The organism is Taibaiella sp. KBW10, assembly GCF_003852495.1.
Taxonomy (GTDB): domain Bacteria; phylum Bacteroidota; class Bacteroidia; order Chitinophagales; family Chitinophagaceae; genus Edaphocola.
The window spans coordinates 617,707-638,571 of record NZ_QAJI01000001.1; the positions used below are offsets into that span (position 1 = coordinate 617,707).

Consider the following 20,865-nt stretch of genomic DNA (forward strand, 5'->3'; position numbering starts at 1 on the left):
CAATTCCAGATTAAGGTATCGTCTCTTTCGATAATCTTTAAAATGGAATTGATCTTTTTTTATGCCGGTATACTGCTCCGATGAAGCGCTAATTTGATCGATTTACAGTAATTAGCTGTTAAGCCTATTTATATATAGCTAAAACTGGAAAGCCAGGATCCGCGCATCAGTCAATAATTGATTGACCAGTTCATCATGTTTGGAACGCCTTCCCGATACCGCCCAATTGGTACTGAGCGATTCGTCTGTTTTCTTTTGTCCTTCCAAGGTAAAACGAAGACTGTATTGCTTAAAAAGCATTTCACAATAAGCAATATCTTCTATACGAGCCGTACTTACTTTGTAGGTACGCACCCGGTTACGATCATCAATTACTTTTTGCAGGGGATACAAAAAAGCCAGCACAACCAAAACGATTATTGTTCCTAAAAGGGCAAGGTAAAGATGATTAGAGCCCGTACACATACCCAAAGAAGCAGTTGCCCAAATCGTCGTTGCAGTAGTAATACCCCCTACTTTATTATCTTCTTTAAAAATCACACCCGCACCCAAAAAACCGATACCGGTAATAATATTTGCCGCAATACGGTCGTAACTCTGTACCCCGATCTTAATAGATAAAATAGTAAAGATACAGGAGCCAAAAGACACCAGGATAAAGGTCCGCAAGCCTGCAGACTTCCCTCTATACTCCCGCTCTGCCCCAATCGCCAGACCAATGACGATCGACAGCATGATCATGATAAATTCTTCGTAAAGAATACCTACCGATTGAAAATTCATATAAGCCCTCTATTTAATTCTGACACTAAAATAATTCATTTTTCAAGTAATCTGCCCACAAAAAATCCTGTATGGGTTAAAGCCATACAGGATACAGTATCATATTTTTGATCCCTAGTCTTTTCTCGCTTTAGACGGAAATATGGATATATTGATATAACGGCCCGGATGTGCTTTAAGATCAGAAGATAATTCGCCAAGATCTTTCACCGTTTTGTTTACGTTTTCATACAATTTAGGATCATTCAGCAACATACCTACTGTACCATCTTTTGCATCCAGCTTGGTCATCAGTCCATTGAGCTTTTGTGTCGTCGCTTCCAGGTTATCGATGGTTTGCTGAATCTTGGCCTGAGATAATTGATTGGTTGCACTTTGTGCATTATCCAAAATGCTGTTGATTTTTGCATTATTATTAGCCAGGTTAGCCGTAAGGCTATTGGTATTTTTCATGGTCACATTCGCGTTATTCATCAGCGCACTGATATTACCGGATTGTTGTGATAGTGCTCTTGATAAGACTTCCAGTTGCTTCATCGTTACTTCCAGCGATGCCATACTTTGGTCGATATGTGCTGCAGTACCTTTCGTAACCACACCTTTCAGATTGGTCATCAGGGTATCTGCATTAGCCACTACACTATTGACATTCGTCAGTACAGAAGGCATGTTTTCATTCAGCTTATCCATCAAACCTGCAGAAGAAGTACCTATTAACACCGTACCTTCGGGCGCTTGTTGGGTACTGTTCCCTGAAATGACCTCGATATTCTTTACGTCCGAAAGCAAACCTGCAGAAAGTATCTGAACCTTAGAGCCCACGACCACTTTAAAGTCATCATTAATCGTCATTTTAACTTTAAACTTCTGATCAGGCATCATTTCAATATTCGTAACCTTGCCCACTTTATAGCCATTGACCATTACTTTACTACCGGTAGTTAACCCTTCAACATTATCATAGTAAGTGAAGTATTCCATATCGGAATCAAACAGACTATTTCCCTTCAAAAAATTAAATCCTAGAAATAAAGCCAGTATGGCCGCTAAAGCCAATATCCCGATCTTTACTTCTTTATTTTTGTTACCTTCTGCCATGTTTTTATTTTAATCTCCAAAAATAGCTAAATATCTATAATGATACCTAAAAATTCCTAATTGAGAGATTACCAGTTATTATAATCATTATTCCAATGCCACGGTTCTGTTTTATCCCCTACTTTAAAAAGCTTGTCCAAAGCGATATTCAGCCCGAATTCATTGTAGGCACCTGCAGTAGCCATAAACGAACGGGCATAATGCACCTGAAATTTATTGAGGTATAAACCACCACCAAAGGAGAATCCGGCAAGCCCTTTCGTTTCCAGAGTACTTAACTCATTCCTACGCAAGTGGTTATAAGCTACAGTTACCGTCAAGCGTTTACCGATGGTCAATTCGCCACCCACAATTACGTGCCGGAATAACTTGTCTGCAAAATGGCTTTTGGTATCGGCTACCGTATCAGCCCCAAAAATATTGGATTTTTTATCGGCCGGGTTGTTATAGCGGATATCCCACTGATACAAGTGATGGGCCACCACAAATAATTTGAGGGGTACATTTTTCAGCTGTTTGGTAAATCCGATGTTCAAATCGAAGGGTAGCGGTTCCGCAGGATTGGCAGGATTATACTTTTTAATCATAAAACCCATATTCTTGGCCACAATACCAATCGTAATATTATTAGCGGTATCAAAATAGACCACACCCACATCGCCTAACAGCGCACTCGCGCTGCGATCAGCCAATACTGAATTTGCCCATTTTAAGGTTACCCCATAGCGCCAGTGTTCTTTATACTGACGGGAAGCAGACAGGCTCACCGCCATATCATTAGCCCTTACGTTACCCAAATAAGTACCATAGATATCTGCTGCTTGAAAAGTACCGTAATTAATACTCTGTAAGCCTACACCAAAAGTGGTTTCCAACCTAGGGGAGTGATAGGCATATTGCAGGTTGGTGATCCCGATATCTGCGTAATACAGATTATGATTGGCAGATAATTGATTATGAATACCGGGCCGGAACAAAGCCGGGTTTTGCAAGGCTAAAGAGACATCCTGTTCGGGATTGGCCGGGGCCAAACCTCCCAAAGCAGAAGTATGAGGACTGTTGGACATATTCAAAAATTCGAATGCCCGCGTTCCCCCTACGACTTGTGCTTGTAAAGACAGAGCACAGCTTAATAAAACCACTGTGCTGTATATTTTGTATGTTATCTTCATATTATCGGAACGAAAAACAGCACTAAAAATGTATGGTGCGCTTTTGTATAATTTTAGGCAATGGAACTTATTTCATGTTTTCGATGACCTGATCGCTCACTCCTGTAAAAGAAAAACCGCCGTCATGGAACAGGTTTTGCATCGTAACATAGCGGGTCAAATCGCTGAACATGGCAATACAATAATTAGCACAATCTTCAGCAGGCGCATTACCCAAAGGAGACATCCTTTCTGCATAGGTAAAAAACTGATCGAATCCCGCAACCCCGCTTCCGGCAGTCGTGACGGTCGGCGATTGCGAAATCGTGTTTACGCGCACTTTTTTCTTTTGGCCATAAGCATAGCCAAAACTCCGGGCAATACTTTCCAATAAAGATTTAGCATCGGCCATATCGTTATAGCCGGGAAAAGCGCGCTGTGCGGCAATATAGCTCAAGCCCAACACAGAAGCCCAATCGTTCAGCGCATCCAGTTTCATGGCGGTCTGCATTATTTTATGAAAAGACAAGGCAGATATATCCAGCGTTTTCATAAAATTGTCATAGTTGGTCGCCTCATAGGGAATGCTTTTACGCACATTGGGCGACATTCCTATAGAATGCAGTACAAAATCTATTTTACCCCCAAAATGGGTCATTGCCTGTTCATATAAGCGCTCAAGATCTTCCATATTCGTGGCATCTGCACCAATCACCGGGGCATTATTACACAAAGCAGCCAATTCATTTATTTTTCCCATACGCAACGCGATGGGCGCATTCGTCAAGACGATTTCCGCTCCTTCTGCCACCGCTTTCAAGGCTACTTGCCAGGCGATCGACCGCTCATCTAAAGCTCCAAAAATAATCCCCTTTTTACCTTGTAGTAATTGATATGACATCACGTTGAAATTTGGGTAAAAATAACAAAATAGCATGAAAAGCATATTAATTTAGCTGATTATAAATTTATTTAACATCGTTAACTTTGTACTTTGTTCTGTATTTTTAATGAAAATAGATTGTATGAAAAAGATATTGCTGCTCTTCATGTTTTTAATCGGCAAACTGGGATCCTATGCGCAAACCATTAAGTATTCCGAACCACAGGATTTCAATGTAGCCAAAGACTTGTTTGAAATCGGGGGCTGGGTGGATGATCGGCTGATGATTTTTTACACGCAAAAAAATGAATCTTTTATCGATCTGTATGATCAGAATATGGTCAGAAAGGCGATTGTCTCTTTAAGCTTTATGCCGGAGAAACCAAAACAGATCAAATTAGTCCCTATGGACGATAAGATTATGTTACTGTATAGCGCGATGACAGGCAGTAAGGAATTTTACTATGCTGCTTTACTGGACAAACAGGGTAAATTAATAGGGAAACCAAAAAACCTGGATGAACAGCAACAGAATTTTTTGGGATATACCAAAATCCGGTATCAGTTTGTAGTATCGGAACACAATCAGAAAATGGCTTTATTTGGCTACCAGATCAAGGATAATAAATTACAATACCATATCAATATTGTTGACAACGATTTGAACATCAGCAGCTCTTCTTCGGGGAAAGTAGATTGTAAAAACGCCATGGAAGTGGAACAGGCCCTGATCAAAGATGATGGTACACTGGTATTGAACATCAATGATCTCAATTCAAGCCATAATCAATCTATCGGTGAGGCGGCAATATACACGATTAAGCCAGTGGCCAAAAACAAATCTGAGGCGCAGGTATTCCCATTTGAATTGCAAGGTAAATTCCTCAGCGGATTATATATCAAAGACGATCTTGCAAAAGCCAACAATCTTTATTTTGCCGCCTTTTATATGAGCCGTAGCAATGGTATTATTGAAGGTTCCTATTTGGGCAATGTAGCTATTGATGGCAGTACCAACGGCTTAACCAACGGTGCCGCTACCCCATTCGATGTGAGCCTGCTCGAAAGCTATAAAGGAAAAGACCAAAAGCTATTGAATGACTACCGCATTAAGGATATTATCGTTAAAAATGATGGCGGCGTCATCCTTGCGGCAGAAGCCTTTTACAGCTTTACCCGAACCACCAGCAATGGGATGTATAATGGTTACAGCAGTATGGGATTCGGCGGCATGGGCATGAACAACAGCAGTTATACTGAATACAATTACGGCAATATATTAATCCTTGATTTTAAGCCCAACTATGAAACGAATTGGTTCAATATGATTAATAAAAACCAGCGCACGACTGATGACTATGGTACTTATTCCTCTTACAACATGCTGAACAGTGGCGCCCAATTGGTGTTTACGTATAACAATATTCAACGCAATGGCATCAAACTGCAGGTGGCTGCCCTGGACATGGAAGGCAGTCTTACCGAAAAGGACATTGCCGCTACCATGAAAAGTAACGGGCTTTGGCTGCCGAAACTAAGTGTGCAAACTGATAATAAAGAACTGGTGATTCCTGTAGTAAAATCGAATAAGAAAATGTCTTTTGCCAAGCTGAGTTATTAGTCCGGAAAATAAAAAAGTGAATCTGTCCAGTGTACATTGGATGGATTCACTTTTTTATTTGCTATTTGTGTAATAATGTTTCTAATTCCAAGTAATCTTCGAACCCACCAAACCCTCTTCCATTGGCGTAAACGCCCTGTATCTGGTGCGCCATACAATGGAAGCAGATTTTCGCCGTGCCGACAATCTTATCTTCTCTCTTAAAGACTAGGATATCACGATAAACATAAATACAGGCCATAGCAGCAGAGTCAGTACCCTTTTCTTTAGTCCTGAAAATACTATCGATTGACGGAAACATAACACTATCAATAATACTTTTTCGATAACCAATTGATTCAAGTTTATCAATAAATGAAACATCCTGAATATTTTGGGGAGCATTCCCTACAATCACGACATATTTCAGAAAAGCTATTGGTGAACTATGTCTATTATTAATTAACGATCCAACATGTCGTTCATCGACATCATTAAAATAGTAGTCAATAGCATCATAATCTAAAAAATATTTTTCCTTAAAAGGTTTTCCCGAGGCAGTTTTATCCCTTACTTCTTCGGGTGCTGTGTGACAGCTCTGTAATAACAGGATCAATATTATCGGGAAAAATAAATATTTATTCATTACAATACCGTATTATACAATCTGTACTTCCCGCTCCAGACTGATGCCAAAGCGTTCTTGCACAGAAGCGATGATCCGCGTCGACAGGTGAAAAATATCGGATCCTTTTGCCTGTGCATAATTGACCAATACCAGGGGCTGCTTTTGATGTACCCCAAAGTCACCCTCCCGAAATCCCTTCCAGCCACATTGTTCAATGAGCCAGGCAGCCGGGATCTTCGTCACCTGCTCTGATATAGTATAACCGGGTATGGTGGGATAATCATCCTTCAAACTCTGGTATATTGTATGTGGTACTTCCGGGTTTTTAAAGAAACTGCCGGCATTGCCGATTTCTTTAGGATTGGGTAATTTAGATTCACGGATATGCACCACTGCGGCAGATACTGCTTTCAGGCTTAGGGTTGTGATGCCCATACGATCCAGTTCTTCCTGTATATTGCCGTAAGAGATATTAAAATTCGGTGTTTTGGAGAGTTTAAACACCACATGGGTCATCAAAAACTGTCCTTTAAGTTCATGCTTAAAAATACTGTTCCGGTAGCCGAAAAGGCAGGCGGCATTATCCAGCGTAACCAAGGTTTCTTTATTAAAATCCCAAAAGGTTACGGTATCAATTAATTGCTTCACTTCTACCCCATATGCGCCGATATTTTGGATCGGTGCTGCGCCTACGGTACCCGGAATCAGGGATAAATTTTCGACACCGGCATAATCATGTTGCACGCAATATTGTACAAAGTCATTCCATACTTCACCCGCACCTACTTCCAGCCATACCGAACCATCATCTTCTTTTAAAAGATGAATGCCCCTGATCTCATTTTTCAAAACCCAGGCTTGCGGATCTTGTGTAAAAAGAATATTACTTCCTCCACCTAAAGGCAGAATAGGCAAATGATTGGGAATATGTGCCTTGATATGAGCACAATCTGCTACCGTACGAATGACGGACAGAAAGGGCGCATTGACAGCCATTCCAAAAGTATTTAAGGGTAATAAGGGGATGTTTTTTTGTATGGTAAGCATAGGTAAATGTATCAATTTTATAGGCCAATATCAATTTTATCCGAGGGAGTATCTTGCGTTGTAAAAATCCGCTTTCTGACATTATTTTACGAGTCCGCCCACCAATAAGGTTAAAGAAGCATACTTGCCTCTAACCATACTAATTTCCTCCATGGTCTTATTCTTTGCATGATAATTCTTATACAAATGAAGCCCCCAACTGGGCAAAATTAAATATTGCCACAGTTTCACCTGCGTTCTGGAATAATTTATTTCGGGTAGCTCTTTCAGGTAAAGTACAATTTCGGGTGCCGTAATATTGGCTGCAATATACTTTTTCAATTCTATTGAATATTTGGAAAAGGCCTCAATCGCCTCATCAGATTGTTCCCCTCCTAGTATTTTGTCCGACTGGGCCTGAATATCTTTAAGCTGCCGAAGCAGTAACCTTATTGCATGCTCTTGTTCCATAAATTTCGGCTGAGAAGGGTCCTACCTTATCCCAGACAACAAAAATAAGCTATAGAAACAAAAGAAACCACTAGCAACCCAAATGTATATAGCATTTTCATCAGATCATCGGAACGGAAAATTTATCGGAAAGGGTTTGCAGATCCGCAATCACTTCTTCATGCAGGGGAATACCTTTGACACGCCGCTCGGCTTCATATTCCCGTTCCGGATCGCCCGGAATCAGTACTTTATCCTGACCGGGAACCGGAGTGGCTTCCCGGAAACGACTGATCCAAAGATCCATTTGTTCCAGAAAAGAATCTTCAGTTCTAAAAGCATCGACGCGCATAGCGCCGAAAAAATGGCCTAAACCTTCTCCGGGCATGTTTTCCGGTAAGGGTACATAAGCGGGGAAAGGCGGTGCCCAGGGACCAAAGGAAGCCCCACTCAAAACACCCGATAAAATATCGACAATACTACCCAGTGCATATCCTTTATGACTTCCATGCACCCGATCTCCCCCAAGAGGCAATAAAGCCCCTTTTTGTTTTAAAATATTGGCATCCTGCGAAGGATTACCGTCTATATCCTGTACCCAACCGCTGGGTGTATTTTCTTTTTTGCGTTGTAAGATTTCCAGCTTTCCGTTCGCCGCCGTTGTGGTTGCAAAATCGGCCACAAAAGGTGGCTGATGCTTCGCCGGAATGGCATAAGCAATCGGATTGGTTCCCAACATACGCTCGGTGGAGAAAGTGGGTGCTACTAAAGCACTGGCATTGGTCATGGAGATACCAATCATCTTATGTTCCAAAGCCATCATCGCATGAATACCGGCAATGCCGTAATGGTTGCTGTTCTTAACCGCCACCCATCCTGTTCCGGCTTGTTTGGCTTTATCAATAGCCACTTGCATAGCATAAGGAGCTACCACCAGTCCTAAACCTTTATCGCCATCAATAACTGCTGTGGAGGGGCTTTCATGCACAATCCTGATCTGCGGATTGGCATTCACACGGCCTACTTCCCATAGGCGTACGTAACCAATCAACCGGGCTATACCATGACTGTCTACGCCTCTAAGGTCTGCACTGAGCAATACTTTTGTGGCCGTATCGGCATCCGCATCAGGACAACCGATCTTTAGGAAAATGGCTTTAGCAAAATCAAATAGGCTTTGATAGGTGTAATTCATCGGAGCATCAATCATTTTATCAGCAACAGAAAACGGTTGCTTTCTTATTTCTTTTTATAAATAGGTACCGTAGAGCAGGGTTCGCCATACATCAGACTTTTCACAACCGGTAACACTTTCTGGCTTACTTTAAAATAAGCACTTTCGGGGATTTGAATATCACTACAACCCTTGATCACCAGACGACTGTCTGTATAGGTACTGATGTCTATCTGATCAATGGCTTGTAATAAAAGATGTTCCGTCAGCTGCGCCACCGTACCATAAAAAGGGGTTGCGCCGCATTTATATAAATAAGTTGCCAGCAGCATATAGGCCCACATCGGGATAATGGCATCTGCAGAACAGAATACAGCGACCTGCTTGTTTTCAAAAGGCGTCCAATCCAGTTCCAACAAGGAGGTACGGAAGTCCTTTTCCCGTAAAATCATTCCCTTGAATAAAAAAGGAGCAATATCTAAAGAGGCGATTTGTTCCGGCTTGGGTAAGTATTGCTCTAAATTGAGGGTGACAATGCCACTCTCCGCTACTTTGTTTACAATCGTGTCCATGCTGCAAAGATAAGTCATCGTAAAACGCGGCGGTATAGATTATTTCTTTTTGACCAAAGAGGATAAGGGATAACGGATACCGCTATAGCTCATCATATCAACTTTGATACTACCGACCAGAATAGGACTGCTGATGCGCACGGGGATATGGTTATCATCATCGCTTACATAGATCTCCATCTTTTCGCCTCCTTTGAAAAGAGTGCCTTCTACAAGCAGGGGTTTTATCTTTATGGTATTAAACGTACCATACTTTGTGGTGATCTTTTCTTTTCCCATGTAGCGGATGTATAAATGAAAGACCTCCTCATCCAGAAACATATCGAAAGGAATTTTATCGCCTACATTATATTTGCTGTAATCTATGTTACGTGCATAATACACGGCAGATAAAACATCTTGTATACATTCGGGTACCGTATAGACTTTATTATTGGTAAATGCTTTCTTCTGAGCGGGTAAAAAGCGTACGTACTGGTATAATTTATGGCCGTCTTCATTGATGTCCCGTACGAATTTTACAGGAAGCATGGTAGCCGTATCAATATAGGTTTCGTATTTATCTTTTACAGAAAAGATCCAGTCGTAGGATTTGACGGTATTGCCTAACCCGATTACATGAAAGACGGGCTTGCCATCAAGCGTTTCCAATTTGGTGGTAAAGCTCGCTTTCGCAGCACCCACCCATACCGCACTGAGGTTGTAGTATACCGTAAAGTTGACCACCTCTCCCGATTTGACCACCCTGTTCTTTAACCCGCAAAAATTACTTTGTCCCCATGTGATACCTGCTGCTAAGCAGAGCAACAAGGCCATACTTATTTTTTTCCTCATCTTCTTATCTTCCAAAATAGGTTTAGGATTAGACCCGACCCCAGCACAAAAGTTTAGCGCTTAACTCTGCTTCGCCTTTAAAGCCTCATAATTCATTCTGGCTTGTTGTACAAAAGAGCTGCCGGGATAGTTCGTAATCAGTTTTTCGTATTGTTCTATGGCCTTAGCCTTATCCTTAAGCTGCTGCTCATAGATGAGGGCCAATTGCATCGTTGCATCATCTCCCAAAACATCATCACCATATTTTTCCTGAATGGTAGTTAAATAAATAATCGCTTTGTTATAATCTTGTCTTTTCATAGCGATCGATGCTCTTTGCATCTGTATATCATCCTGAAGATCGTTATCAGGATAAGCCGCAGATAGACTATCGAGCAAGGCATCGGCCTCCTCATATTTATGTTGAAATAGTAACAGATCGGCATAGGCAAATCTACCCAACACGTGAAAATCTTTATCCTCAGGGGTATTTTCTGTAATAAGTACCGACAGGTATAGGGCATCATTGGCAATCAACTCTGAAGTAGAAGCCTTTAACACCGATAATTGCCCCTGGGCATATTCAAAATCGCCGCGGTAATAAGAGAGTTTTGCATTGCGATAGCGGGCTTCTTCTCCTAAAATATCTTCTTTAAAGGTTTTATCGACCTGGGAATAGAGTAAAGCCGCATCCCATACTTTACCGGTAAGGATATAATAATCGCCTAAGGCCAGTTTCGCTTTGCCCTGTAGTTGTGGAGCAAGATAAGGTTGCGCCATCACCTCATTTAGGGTATCGATCGCTGCTTCGGGGCGATGGGCATATAAGGCTATGTTGCGGGTATAATCCAGGATCAGATCACTGTTTTTATACTGTGGGTATTCTGTAAAAAAAGACTGGTAACTGCCTAATAACTGGTCGACAGATGCAGCTACAATAGGATAGGTATGTTCCAGTTTTTGCTGCATGATATCCAGGTAAATCTGCCGCGCCTTTAAATAGGAAGGATTGGTTTTACCCAGCTGAATCACATAACTGACGCCTTGCAAGGCCAATTCCAAGGATTCTTTCTGATATTGCTCTATGGCCCAGTTAAGCACTACCGCACCCATGCGTTGCTGGCTTTCATCCAGCTTTATGATTTCTTTCAGTTGTTCTGCTTTATCTCCTTTGCCCGATTGCAACCAGGTAAACAGCTCCCTCCAGAGATAATTATTGGGATCTTTCGTTAGCTTTTTGGTTAAGGCTTCTTCTGCCCGCTTTATCTTTTTGGGATTCCCATTGGTAATCCGTTCTAAAGATTGTTTTGCATTCTCCATAGAAAACGGCTGCACCGCTATAGATTCCAACAACAAATCGATGGCTTTATCCGTTTCTCCTTTCTGATCGTAAAGTAAAGCCAGCTCATAACTAAAAATATAGGGATTTCGGGTTTTGTCCCGGAAAGTCTCCATGGTTTTCAACTCGTATTCAGGGATCTTATAATAGCGATAAGCCCCAACCAAACCCGTCGCCTGAAATTCATTGCCATTAAGACTGCTCAGGCTTTGCTCAAAATATTGTTTTGCATTTTGCTTATCCCCTTTTAATTGGTAAACATTACCGATATCCACCAGAATCGACAAATCCTCTCTGCGTATTTTAGTCATAAACTGTCCTAAAGCGATAGCGGTATCGTAATTTTTGGTGGCTAATAAGGCAGATAAATAATTATCATAAAACTTTTTATCGAAGGGAGCCGAGACATACAGTTCCTTAAGCAATGGTAAAGCCTTGTCATATTGCTTTTCACTTAAGAATAACTGCGCATTGCGCTCTGCTTCTAAAGTGCTTTGTGCCTTTAATGCTTGCGGCAATAAGGAAACAAAGGAAAGTAACAGGAAATATTTCAAAAAATCGGTTCTCATTCTGATGCTAATATATAGAATCTAATCTTATCTAAACGGTAAAAAAAAGCGGAATATAATATTCCGCTTGTGTATTTTATGATTTCTTATCGGTCTTTGTCCGTTTTTGTTCTTCAAATTCGATAACCTTTAAAATCGTAGAATGAGATAAACTTTTACCAATGAGCTTTTTGTCCTTATCCAGCAAATACACTTTAGGCGTGCTGTATACATCATATAAAGGTTTGTATTCTAGTGTACCATTGGCATCCACCAAAGTTCTCCATTCTGTAATCTTATGATCTGTATTAAATTTCAGCAGTTCAGAACGCTCTCCGCTTGTTGGTACAGAGATCACTTCTACGCCATACTTCTTCAGATCGTTATAATAAAGGTCTATGATCTTAGGCATTTCTTCCATACAATGTCCGCAATCAGGCGACCAGAACATTAATAAGGTATAGGGTGCCTTTCCGCTTCTTACGCTTTCATTTTTCAAAGTAGTCAGGTCCTGCAATATTAATTCAGGAGCAGGATTGCCCAATACATTCGGGGCAATTTTCTTAGCTCTGTCCAGATAACGCGCTACACCGGCAGAATCCAACCAGTAGGCTTTTCCTTTGCCGAAATAATTTTCTACCAGGTACACAAAAGAGGCATCTACACCCATCATTTTACTTTCTGCGGTATAATTACCCAACCAGTGTAAAATGTATTTATAGATTTCTTTAGCGTTTTCAGACTTTTTTAAAAGCTTATCCATCTCCGCATTAATGGTATCGGGAATAGGATACACCAATTGAGAAAAATATTCATCTAAACGACCGTCCAGAATCGGTGTTTTCACCAAACGGTTATCGGTAAAGTCAAACTTATCCCAGAAATGAGCTTTGTAATCATTTAAGGCGTACAGAGAGTCTACGGTCTTGCCATCGGCCAGATAATGCTTACCCTTATCAATATCCGGGGCATTCATGGCATTGAAAATCTGGGTCAGCAGGCTTTTAGGATGGCTGGCCACATATTTTCTTCTATAGTCCTTATCTTCTTTTGATAATTTTTCAAACTGCTCCTGCAATTTGGTAGTATCTGATTTTGTTTTGGCAGTAGTTATCGTTTCCTGCAACTTTTTACGTTTGGCCATCTGCCCCACCATAAAGGTCTCATGGGCTTCAAAATCCTGGTTGATCTTATTTTGCGTAAAGTGTGCCCGATGCTCTTTTGTGATACCAGCCTCTACATTATAACCATTGTCGAGTAACAGCTGAAAGAAGGCTCCTTTATCATTGTACATTACGATATAAATACCGCCCAGAATACTATCTTTATGTTCAAAAGTAGCCGTATTCCCATTCACCACGGTGGCCGAATCTGTTTTATAAATCGTCGGCAAGCCCTTACCAAAGTAATGCGCCAGATAAATGGTCTTATCTTTTATGGGTTCCGAAAAATTAACTTTTATCTTGTATCCGAATTGCTGTGCACCCGCTGTACCGGCTATCATCAGGATGGCCGTCAGCGCTAAGAGGATTTTTTTCATTATATAATTTGAACTTAAAGCGAATCGTTTATTGTTAACGATTCCCAAATCTAAAAAAACTAAATTTTCCCAAAGCAAAAATCAACCTAAATTTGCAAAGGTTTAACTTACAAATATACATTTTGGGACGTAAAAATAAAAAGACAATACTTAGCGGCGTAAGGTTGGAAAAATATGCTGCAGAAGGCAAATCAATTGCTCATTTAGAAGATGGGAAAACATTGCTGGTAGAAGGTGGTGTACCCGGTGATGTGGCGCAGGTACTAGTACTTAAAAATAAAAAAAGCTATGCAGAAGGTAAAGTAATGAAGATAGAAGAACTATCTGCAGTACGGGAGACGCCTTTCTGTGATCATTTTGGTGTGTGTGGTGGTTGTAAATGGCAAATGCTGCCCTACAACAAACAAATAGAATATAAACAACAACAGGTAGCGGATCAGTTGCGCAGGATCGGTAATATTGAATTGCCGGAGATGGAAACCATCTGTGGCAGCAATGAAACCCGGTTTTACCGGAACAAACTGGAATTTACCTTCTCTACCCAACAATATTTAACTCAGGAAGCACTGGACAGGGCACAGGGAGAAGTGATCGAACGTAAACCTGCCTTAGGTTTTCACGCACCGGGCATGTTTGACAAAGTGGTCGATATTGAGACCTGTTATTTACAACCCGATCCTTCTAATAAGATCAAAAACTGGGTGAGGAAATTAGCAGAGGAGCATGATCTGCCTTATTATGATTTCAAAAAACAAGAAGGCTGGTTACGTACCATGGTTGTACGGGTAGCCACTACCAAAGAGGTGATGGTAAACCTGGTTGTGCATCATGAGCGGCCAGAACTCTTTATGATATTGGATACTTTATTGGCAGAAGTTCCGGAGATCACGTCCCTGAATTATACGATCAACCCCAAGAAAAACGACACGATCTACGATCTGCAGGTGGTGAATTATCACGGAAAGGCCTACATTGAAGAATATCTGGAAAGCTTCCGCTTTAAAATATCTCCTAAATCTTTTTTTCAAACCAATACCAAACAGGCGGAACGTTTGTACCAAATCACCAGAGATTTTGCCGGCCTGACGGGTTCAGAAGTTTTGTATGACCTGTATTGTGGTACGGGTAGTATCGGTATTTTCTGTTCTAAGGGTGCGAAGCGCGTAATTGGGATTGAAGCAGTTGCAGATGCCATCGAAGATGCAAAGATCAACGCCGCCTGGAATAACCTGGAGCATTGTGATTTTTATGCCGGTGATGTTTCTGATATTGCGACCGATGCCTTTTTTGAGCAGCATGGCCGTCCGGATGTAATCATTACCGATCCGCCAAGAGCAGGGATGCATGAAAAGCTCATTCAACAATTATTACGGATGCGTGCCCCCAGAGTGGTCTATGTAAGCTGCAACCCGGCAACACAAGCCAGAGACCTGCAATTATTAGATGAGGCTTATGCGGTTATAAAAATCCAACCGGTAGATATGTTCCCTCATACTCATCATATTGAGAATGTGGTCTTGCTGGAATTAAAATAATCTATTAGCACATATACATGAAAACAAATGCTGTATTCAACTCCGATTGAATACAGCATTTGTTTTTGTAATCCATGAATACCTTTTACGGAAAATGGAATGTTTATTTAAGCATTAATCCAACTTTGGCACTAAGGTTTACGGTTTGAGCAACACTGTAATTGGCCTGTTGCGTTTTATATTGAAACGCTTGTGGCGTTCCCTGATAAGCATAATAACTAAGGAAGTAAAGTGACCTATTGGCCACGAAGTTAAAATCACCCTGCAAGCCATAAAATCCATAAATACGCGTTCCTTTAATCAATGGCTTTTTACCTTCTGAACCGAAATACAGAGATAACCTCATATTTTCAGGATTCATAATGCTATTCCTATTCAGCCCTTTACCGTATTGGTTTGTAAATGGAGCATAATAATGTACATTATTTATGACCTGCCATACGGCTGAATATTCATAGTTTTTATTCCCGGTAATTTTATTGGCATTAAAAGCCATACCCAGTCCCAATCTTACTTCATACCAACGCGAGGATGTTTTTTTTAGTTTAAATTGCTTTCCACCATAAAGCCCAAAATTCATTGTCTTTAATTTCTGTGTGTAGTTTAATACTACAGGGTCATGAACGGGTTTATTTTCGCCATAAAGAGCATCTGAATTGTAACTATACTGGACTTTTGTATGTGCAGTACGATAATTAGCATCCACTCCAACATACCACCCGTTTTTTAGGTAAAATTCATATTCTAAACCGGCAGCAATGTTCAACGTATTAGGAATATTCAATGTTGCCGGGCGATAATTGTATCCTTCAGGAACATTGAATTTCTGTTTATCCGCATTATATTTGATATAGGGAGATAAGTAAGTAATCCCAGGAGTATTAAAGCTATATACAGGACTAGCATATACTTTTAATCCTTTTGTCGTAAATCTCTTTTGGGCAATAGCCTTGCTCCATAAAAAGGTTAAGGCTATTGTTAATATGATTAGTGGTTTCATTATAGGCATTTAGGTAATTCCGAATTTAGTTCAATTTTTTCGTTCCCATAATAAGCATAATGATAGCTTTTTAAGTTTTTCGTGCTAAGGCTAAGCGTGCCATTTAATTTGTGGAGAGCAGGTTTGCTATCAAGTGTGGTTTCACGTTTCTTACACCCAGTATTAAAGATGAAGAAAGCAGCCGTTAACAGGCTTAACCCTCCAATTTTGATTTTTTTGTTCATAGTTAAATTGTTTTAGTGTGTCAAAAATGGGAGCAAATATATTGTTAAATACATTAACATATGATGTTTTTAATTTATTAACTAAAAATTAAAAGTCATTTAATTTTAAAGTATTGACAATTAGATCATTCAGTAAAAAGAAAAAACCTTTTCGTATTACAATTGGGAATTATGGGGAATGGCTATTTTAATCCTCAAAAAAAGTTCAACCTATGTCCGGTCCAATAAGAAAGGCTTTCAAAATAAATTTTGAAAGCCTTTCTTATTTTAGTAATATGAATTTTTATCGATATGAATCGGGATCGAATAGATCATCAATAGTGTCAGATGATCCTTTATGCTTTAAGGTAAGCCGTATAATCGGCCCGGGGAATCATGGTAGCGCCTAAACTCATCAGGTGGTCATTGGGTACCTGGCAGTCGATCAGGCGATATTCATGTTGTGTACAAAGCCAGATCAGCGCCGCTTTAGAAGCATTACTCCGCTTACTGAACATACTCTCTCCACAAAAAACATTATGGACGACTACGCCATATAGGCCACCCACCAGTTCCCCATCCTCCCATACTTCAACGGAATGTGCTTTACCCGTCTGGTGCAACAGCAGATAGGCTGCCTGCATTTCCGGTAGAATCCAGGTACCATCCTGATCCAGGCGTACTATTTCTGCACATTGCAAGATCACCTGCTCAAAGGCCTGATCCATTGTAAGCTGAAAACGCCCGCTCCGAAGCAATGGTCGCATACTCTTACTGATCTTGATATGTTCAGGAAAGATCACGCAACGTGCGGGCGGGGCATACCAGCAGATGGGTTCCCCCTCGCTATACCAGGGAAAAATACCATTGTTATAAGCCTTTTGCAGGGTCTCGGGTTCAAGATTGCCGCCAATGGCCAGTAATCCATCCGGCTCGGCAAGTGTCACATCGGGAAAATGGGTAAAATGCTTGGATAAGAGAATCATTCAGAGAAATATCGGGTACAAGAATAAGGCAAAGTTATCTTCAATTCCTAAGATTCGAGGACACAATCTTGCAAGATATTAGTCCATACCTACTAAAGCCTATTGCTAAGATTCTTTGACCTTCGCTGAACCGGTATTACAAAATCCTGCTTCAGAATAACAGATTCTTGCAAAATTGCTATCCTGTAATAAAAGCAAAAGGCTGCTAAACAGTAACAAACGCAGATTTCTGCTACAATAGATGCGCCGTAAGTTTATTGCGTAAAATCCTTTACCGTTTGTGCAAGGATCGCAATACTGGCCTCCATTTCTGCAAAGTTCAGGTTACCAAAGCCCAGCCGCATGGCTGTAATATCTTTGTTTTGATAGAGGAGCGTTTTGGGAATAAACAGGTTATTCCGTGCACAGGCTTTACTTAAACCGATAAGATTGAGGGGCTGTTCCCATTCCAGCCAAACCGCCAGGCCACCGGAAGGTTTTTGAAAAGTAACCCGATTCGCTAAATGATGTATCAATAGCCGGGTATAATGATCTCTTCGTTCCTGGTATATTTTTATCGATTTTTTCAGGTAGCGATGTATCTCCCCTTCAGCAATCATTTCCCCCAGCACCTGTTCCATAAGGATATCCCCCTGCCGGTCAATGATACCCAGGTGTTTTCGCATTTCCACCATGAGGTTTTCCGGCGCTACGATAAAGCCGGTCCGAAAACCCGGTGCCAGCGACTTCCCGAAACTACCCACATAGACAACCATGCCATTGGTATCAGCACTGGCCAGCGGCAATACAGGACTTTTGTCATAATGAAAATCATAATCATAATCGTCTTCCAGAATAATAAAGCCATGTTTTTTGGCCAGCGCCAGTAAGGCTAATCGTCTTTGTGCACTCAAAGTGACCGTAGTCGGATAATGATGGTGTGGGGTAAGGTACAACATGCGTACCGGCTGTTCCCGGCAGATGCGCGCGACACTGTCCACATCAATCCCTTCTTCATCTATAGGAATAGTCAGGATACGGGCACCCGATTTCTGAAAGATCATATTACTGGCAAAATAGCTCAGCGAACCGACCAGGACCACATCTCCCGCAGACAATAAGATCTCTGAGGCAATGTAAATGCTCATCTCCGTACTCCGGGTAATGAGTAGGTTATTTTTAGAAATATGTAAACCCCGGGACAGATTGAGGTAATTGGACAAGTGCTTCTTAAAAAACTCACTGCCGTCGTGATTATAATGCCCTAATATTTTACGGTTGCTTTTACGTTTGAGATTGGCACTATACCACCTCGAATGCTGGTCGATCTGGGTAAGCCGGATATCCGGTACGCCATCATTAAAGACATAATCACAGTCGGAGTGTTCAAAAGGATTATCCAAAAGGTTAGATTGGCGAAATAAAAAACCGGTTGTTTTAGGGTATTGCAGTAAGGCCTGTTCCGGAAGTACCGGTATTTTGGAAGGCCGTCCGGCAGGCTGTCCGATCACAAAAGTACCTTTATTGGGTTTTGACGCTACCCAGCCTTGCGCATGCAGTTCTTCATAAGCCGCCACAACAGTATTGCGGTGCAGCTGCAACAATATGCCAAGCGCGCGGGTTCCAGGCAATTTTGTACCCAAAGGTAAATATCCCCTTTGTACCGCATTGATTAACTGAGCAGCGACCTGCATATATATTGCAGACTCCGAGATACGATCTATTTGGATAAAACTTTTGTAGGGAATACTAACCGGACTAGCCATAATATAAAAACTGGCACATTTAAACAGACCGGCAATATAATACTTTTGTGCCAAAACAAGGGAATGGATCTCTATAATACATTACAAGACATCGTACAACAAGCACCGGTACACAGCAAATGGCTGAATACTCTTTCTTATATGGAAAATGCCGGTGCCCGGAAAATTTCTGCCTGTGAACATACCGATAAGGTAAACCTGATCCAGTTAAAACATGCTGCGGAAGAACACCGGCATGCCTACTACCTTAAAAAACAAATTGGCAAAATAAACCCGGGTGCCTGCCTTACTTATCAGGCAGATGAATTGCTGGCGCCCATACATACCAAGCAGTATTTGCATCAACTTGATGTACAGGCTTGCCGATACCTAAAGCAGACCTTTGGCCTGCAAAAGGAAGCCCTTAAATATGCGGCTTATCTCTTTGTGACCTATGCGATTGAGGTACGTGCAGATGAACTCTATCCGGTGTACCAGGAAGTATTGACCGCCCAAAAACAGAAAGTGATGGTTAAGTCTATTATCCTGGAAGAGGAAGGGCATTTGGAAGAGATGATACAACAGCTGCAGCACTTTGCACCGGACTGGCAAATACATGCCGCTAAAGTACAGGAAATAGAACATGCTTTGTTTACCCAATGGATGAGGGCTATACAAACTGCAACCCTGGCGCATGCATAAACAATTGCAAGATATGCAGGCAGCACTGCAGGCCAGAATAGACGCCGGCAACTACCGAGCACTCACGGCCCAACAAAAGGGTATTGATTTCTACTCGAACGATTATTTAGGACTCGCACAAAATCCCTTACTGCAATCTCACCTACTGAAAGCAGTACAAGCAAGGCCGGAAGTCCTTTCGGGGAGCACTGGTTCCCGTTTGATCAGCGGTAATCATCGGCTGGTCGCAGAAACGGAATCTTACATCGCTTCCCAACACGGCTACACATCGGCCTTGCTTTTTCCTTCAGGTTATACCGCCAATCTCGCACTTTGCAGCACATTGATGCACAGAGGAGACACCCTGATTGTAGATGAGTACATACACCGATCGGTGCATGACGGCTGCCGCCTGAGCTATGCACATAAATTAAAATTCAAACACAATGACCTGACTAGTCTCGAAATGAGGTTGCAGAAAGCCATAGGCAATTGTTACGTTTTTATCGAGAGTTTATATTCTATGGATGGTGATTTTGCGCCGATACAAGCTATTGCAGCGTTAACCCGAAAATACGGAGCCGCCTTATTAGTTGATGAAGCGCATGCTTTTGGGGTACTGGGATCAGGACTGGTGGCACGTTATAATTTACAGGATTCGGTACTGGCTACTGTGGTAACCTACGGCAAAGCACTGGGTACACATGGTGCTGCCCTACTGTGCAATGATACACTCAAGCAATACCTGGTCAATTTTGCCAGCCCATTCATATACAGCACTGCCTGTGGCGCACTACAGGCCATTAGTATTGAAGCAGGATACCGTTTTCTGAAAGATCACGAATCCTTAAGTACACAACTGCAGCAAAACATTGCGTTGTTCCGTTCCCAATACAGCAGCACGCGCTCTGACCAAAACAGCCCGATACAAGTTGTATACCTTCCGGAGACCAGACGCCTGCAGGCTCTGCAACTGGCTTTGCAGGAGCAGCACCTGCTCACCTATGCCGTATACAGCCCCACTGTCAAGGCAGGAACAGAACGCATACGCATTTGCTTGCACAGCTTCAATACCACAGCAGAAATCGGTGTACTCACACAGATAATCAATCATTTTTCTCTTTCTTAACT

At 41.5% G+C, this 20,865-nt stretch carries 20 protein-coding genes; 4 read left to right on the top strand and 16 right to left on the bottom strand.

Translation table 11 applies throughout. The annotated features are described in order from the left end of the window. Positions 1 to 138: 138 nt before the first annotated feature. The 4 genes from DBR32_RS02695 to DBR32_RS02710 form a co-directional block, all read right to left on the bottom strand. The gene (locus tag DBR32_RS02695) at positions 139 to 783 is read right to left on the bottom strand and encodes an MgtC/SapB family protein (protein WP_124634736.1); all 645 of its coding nucleotides are present in this window, start codon (positions 781 to 783) and stop codon (positions 139 to 141) included. 114 nt (positions 784 to 897) lie between these two features. Next, positions 898 to 1,881, bottom strand: coding sequence for an MlaD family protein (locus DBR32_RS02700; RefSeq protein ID WP_124634737.1), 984 nt, complete (start codon positions 1,879 to 1,881; stop codon positions 898 to 900). A 68-nt stretch (positions 1,882 to 1,949) separates the two neighbouring features. After that, a complete protein-coding gene (gene porQ, locus DBR32_RS02705; protein WP_124634738.1) occupies positions 1,950 to 3,053 on the bottom strand; it encodes a type IX secretion system protein PorQ in 1,104 nt (367 codons plus the stop codon). A 67-nt stretch (positions 3,054 to 3,120) separates the two neighbouring features. Next, positions 3,121 to 3,933: an enoyl-ACP reductase gene (locus tag DBR32_RS02710; protein ID WP_124634739.1), complete on the bottom strand. Its 813-nt coding sequence runs from the start codon at positions 3,931 to 3,933 to the stop codon at positions 3,121 to 3,123. Positions 3,934 to 4,057: 124 nt separating this feature from the next. Between DBR32_RS02710 and DBR32_RS02715 the strand changes: the two genes are divergently transcribed. Further along, on the top strand, positions 4,058 to 5,536 hold the full coding sequence (locus DBR32_RS02715; protein WP_124634740.1) for a hypothetical protein: 1,479 nt from the start codon (positions 4,058 to 4,060) through the stop codon (positions 5,534 to 5,536). A 61-nt stretch (positions 5,537 to 5,597) separates the two neighbouring features. Here the strand turns inward: DBR32_RS02715 and DBR32_RS02720 are convergent, their stop codons facing one another. The 8 genes from DBR32_RS02720 to DBR32_RS02755 all read right to left on the bottom strand — a co-directional run bounded on the left by DBR32_RS02720 (position 5,598) and on the right by DBR32_RS02755 (position 13,605). Next, entirely contained in the window at positions 5,598 to 6,161 is a 564-nt protein-coding gene (locus DBR32_RS02720) for a hypothetical protein (RefSeq protein WP_124634741.1), read from the bottom strand. Between the two features lie 12 nt (positions 6,162 to 6,173). Continuing rightward, positions 6,174 to 7,190, bottom strand: a complete 1,017-nt coding sequence (murB, locus tag DBR32_RS02725) for a UDP-N-acetylmuramate dehydrogenase (protein WP_124634742.1) — start codon at positions 7,188 to 7,190, stop codon at positions 6,174 to 6,176. An 81-nt stretch (positions 7,191 to 7,271) separates the two neighbouring features. Further along, positions 7,272 to 7,640 (bottom strand): hypothetical protein, encoded by a 369-nt coding sequence (locus DBR32_RS02730; protein ID WP_124634743.1) that lies wholly within the window; start codon positions 7,638 to 7,640, stop codon positions 7,272 to 7,274. Positions 7,641 to 7,740: 100 nt separating this feature from the next. Further along, a complete protein-coding gene (locus DBR32_RS02735; RefSeq protein ID WP_124634744.1) occupies positions 7,741 to 8,814 on the bottom strand; it encodes an Ldh family oxidoreductase in 1,074 nt (357 codons plus the stop codon). Positions 8,815 to 8,858: 44 nt separating this feature from the next. After that, positions 8,859 to 9,365 carry a DUF2480 family protein gene (locus DBR32_RS02740; protein WP_124634745.1) on the bottom strand — a complete coding sequence of 169 codons (507 nt, stop codon included), beginning with the start codon at positions 9,363 to 9,365 and terminating at the stop codon, positions 8,859 to 8,861. A 39-nt stretch (positions 9,366 to 9,404) separates the two neighbouring features. Continuing rightward, entirely contained in the window at positions 9,405 to 10,199 is a 795-nt protein-coding gene (locus DBR32_RS02745; RefSeq protein WP_233559646.1) for a DUF3108 domain-containing protein, read from the bottom strand. A gap of 60 nt (positions 10,200 to 10,259) precedes the next feature. Continuing rightward, positions 10,260 to 12,086, bottom strand: a complete 1,827-nt coding sequence (locus tag DBR32_RS02750) for a tetratricopeptide repeat protein (RefSeq protein WP_124634746.1) — start codon at positions 12,084 to 12,086, stop codon at positions 10,260 to 10,262. Positions 12,087 to 12,162: 76 nt separating this feature from the next. After that, positions 12,163 to 13,605, bottom strand: a complete 1,443-nt coding sequence (locus tag DBR32_RS02755) for a TlpA family protein disulfide reductase (protein ID WP_124634747.1) — start codon at positions 13,603 to 13,605, stop codon at positions 12,163 to 12,165. Between the two features lie 122 nt (positions 13,606 to 13,727). On the opposite strand from DBR32_RS02755, the gene rlmD reads away from it, so the two are divergent. Further along, positions 13,728 to 15,140 (top strand): 23S rRNA (uracil(1939)-C(5))-methyltransferase RlmD, encoded by a 1,413-nt coding sequence (gene rlmD / locus DBR32_RS02760; RefSeq protein ID WP_124634748.1) that lies wholly within the window; start codon positions 13,728 to 13,730, stop codon positions 15,138 to 15,140. 103 nt (positions 15,141 to 15,243) lie between these two features. On the opposite strand, the gene DBR32_RS02765 is transcribed toward rlmD, so the two are convergent. The 4 genes from DBR32_RS02765 to DBR32_RS02780 all read right to left on the bottom strand — a co-directional run bounded on the left by DBR32_RS02765 (position 15,244) and on the right by DBR32_RS02780 (position 19,128). Then, positions 15,244 to 16,140 carry a hypothetical protein gene (locus DBR32_RS02765; RefSeq protein WP_124634749.1) on the bottom strand — a complete coding sequence of 299 codons (897 nt, stop codon included), beginning with the start codon at positions 16,138 to 16,140 and terminating at the stop codon, positions 15,244 to 15,246. Beyond that, positions 16,140 to 16,364, bottom strand: coding sequence for a hypothetical protein (locus tag DBR32_RS02770; protein ID WP_124634750.1), 225 nt, complete (start codon positions 16,362 to 16,364; stop codon positions 16,140 to 16,142). The genes DBR32_RS02765 and DBR32_RS02770 overlap by 1 nt, the downstream gene beginning before the upstream one ends. A 335-nt stretch (positions 16,365 to 16,699) precedes the next feature. Next, on the bottom strand, positions 16,700 to 17,329 hold the full coding sequence (aat, locus tag DBR32_RS02775) for a leucyl/phenylalanyl-tRNA--protein transferase (protein WP_124634751.1): 630 nt from the start codon (positions 17,327 to 17,329) through the stop codon (positions 16,700 to 16,702). 254 nt (positions 17,330 to 17,583) lie between these two features. After that, on the bottom strand, positions 17,584 to 19,128 hold the full coding sequence (locus tag DBR32_RS02780) for a PLP-dependent aminotransferase family protein (protein WP_233559647.1): 1,545 nt from the start codon (positions 19,126 to 19,128) through the stop codon (positions 17,584 to 17,586). Between the two features lie 9 nt (positions 19,129 to 19,137). Here DBR32_RS02780 and DBR32_RS02785 point away from each other — a divergent pair, with 9 nt between their 5' ends. Both DBR32_RS02785 and DBR32_RS02790 read left to right on the top strand, forming a co-directional pair. Then, entirely contained in the window at positions 19,138 to 19,755 is a 618-nt protein-coding gene (locus DBR32_RS02785) for a hypothetical protein (protein ID WP_124634752.1), read from the top strand. Beyond that, positions 19,748 to 20,863 carry an aminotransferase class I/II-fold pyridoxal phosphate-dependent enzyme gene (locus DBR32_RS02790; RefSeq protein ID WP_124634753.1) on the top strand — a complete coding sequence of 372 codons (1,116 nt, stop codon included), beginning with the start codon at positions 19,748 to 19,750 and terminating at the stop codon, positions 20,861 to 20,863. The genes DBR32_RS02785 and DBR32_RS02790 overlap by 8 nt, the downstream gene beginning before the upstream one ends. The last annotated feature ends 2 nt before the right edge of the window (positions 20,864 to 20,865 follow it).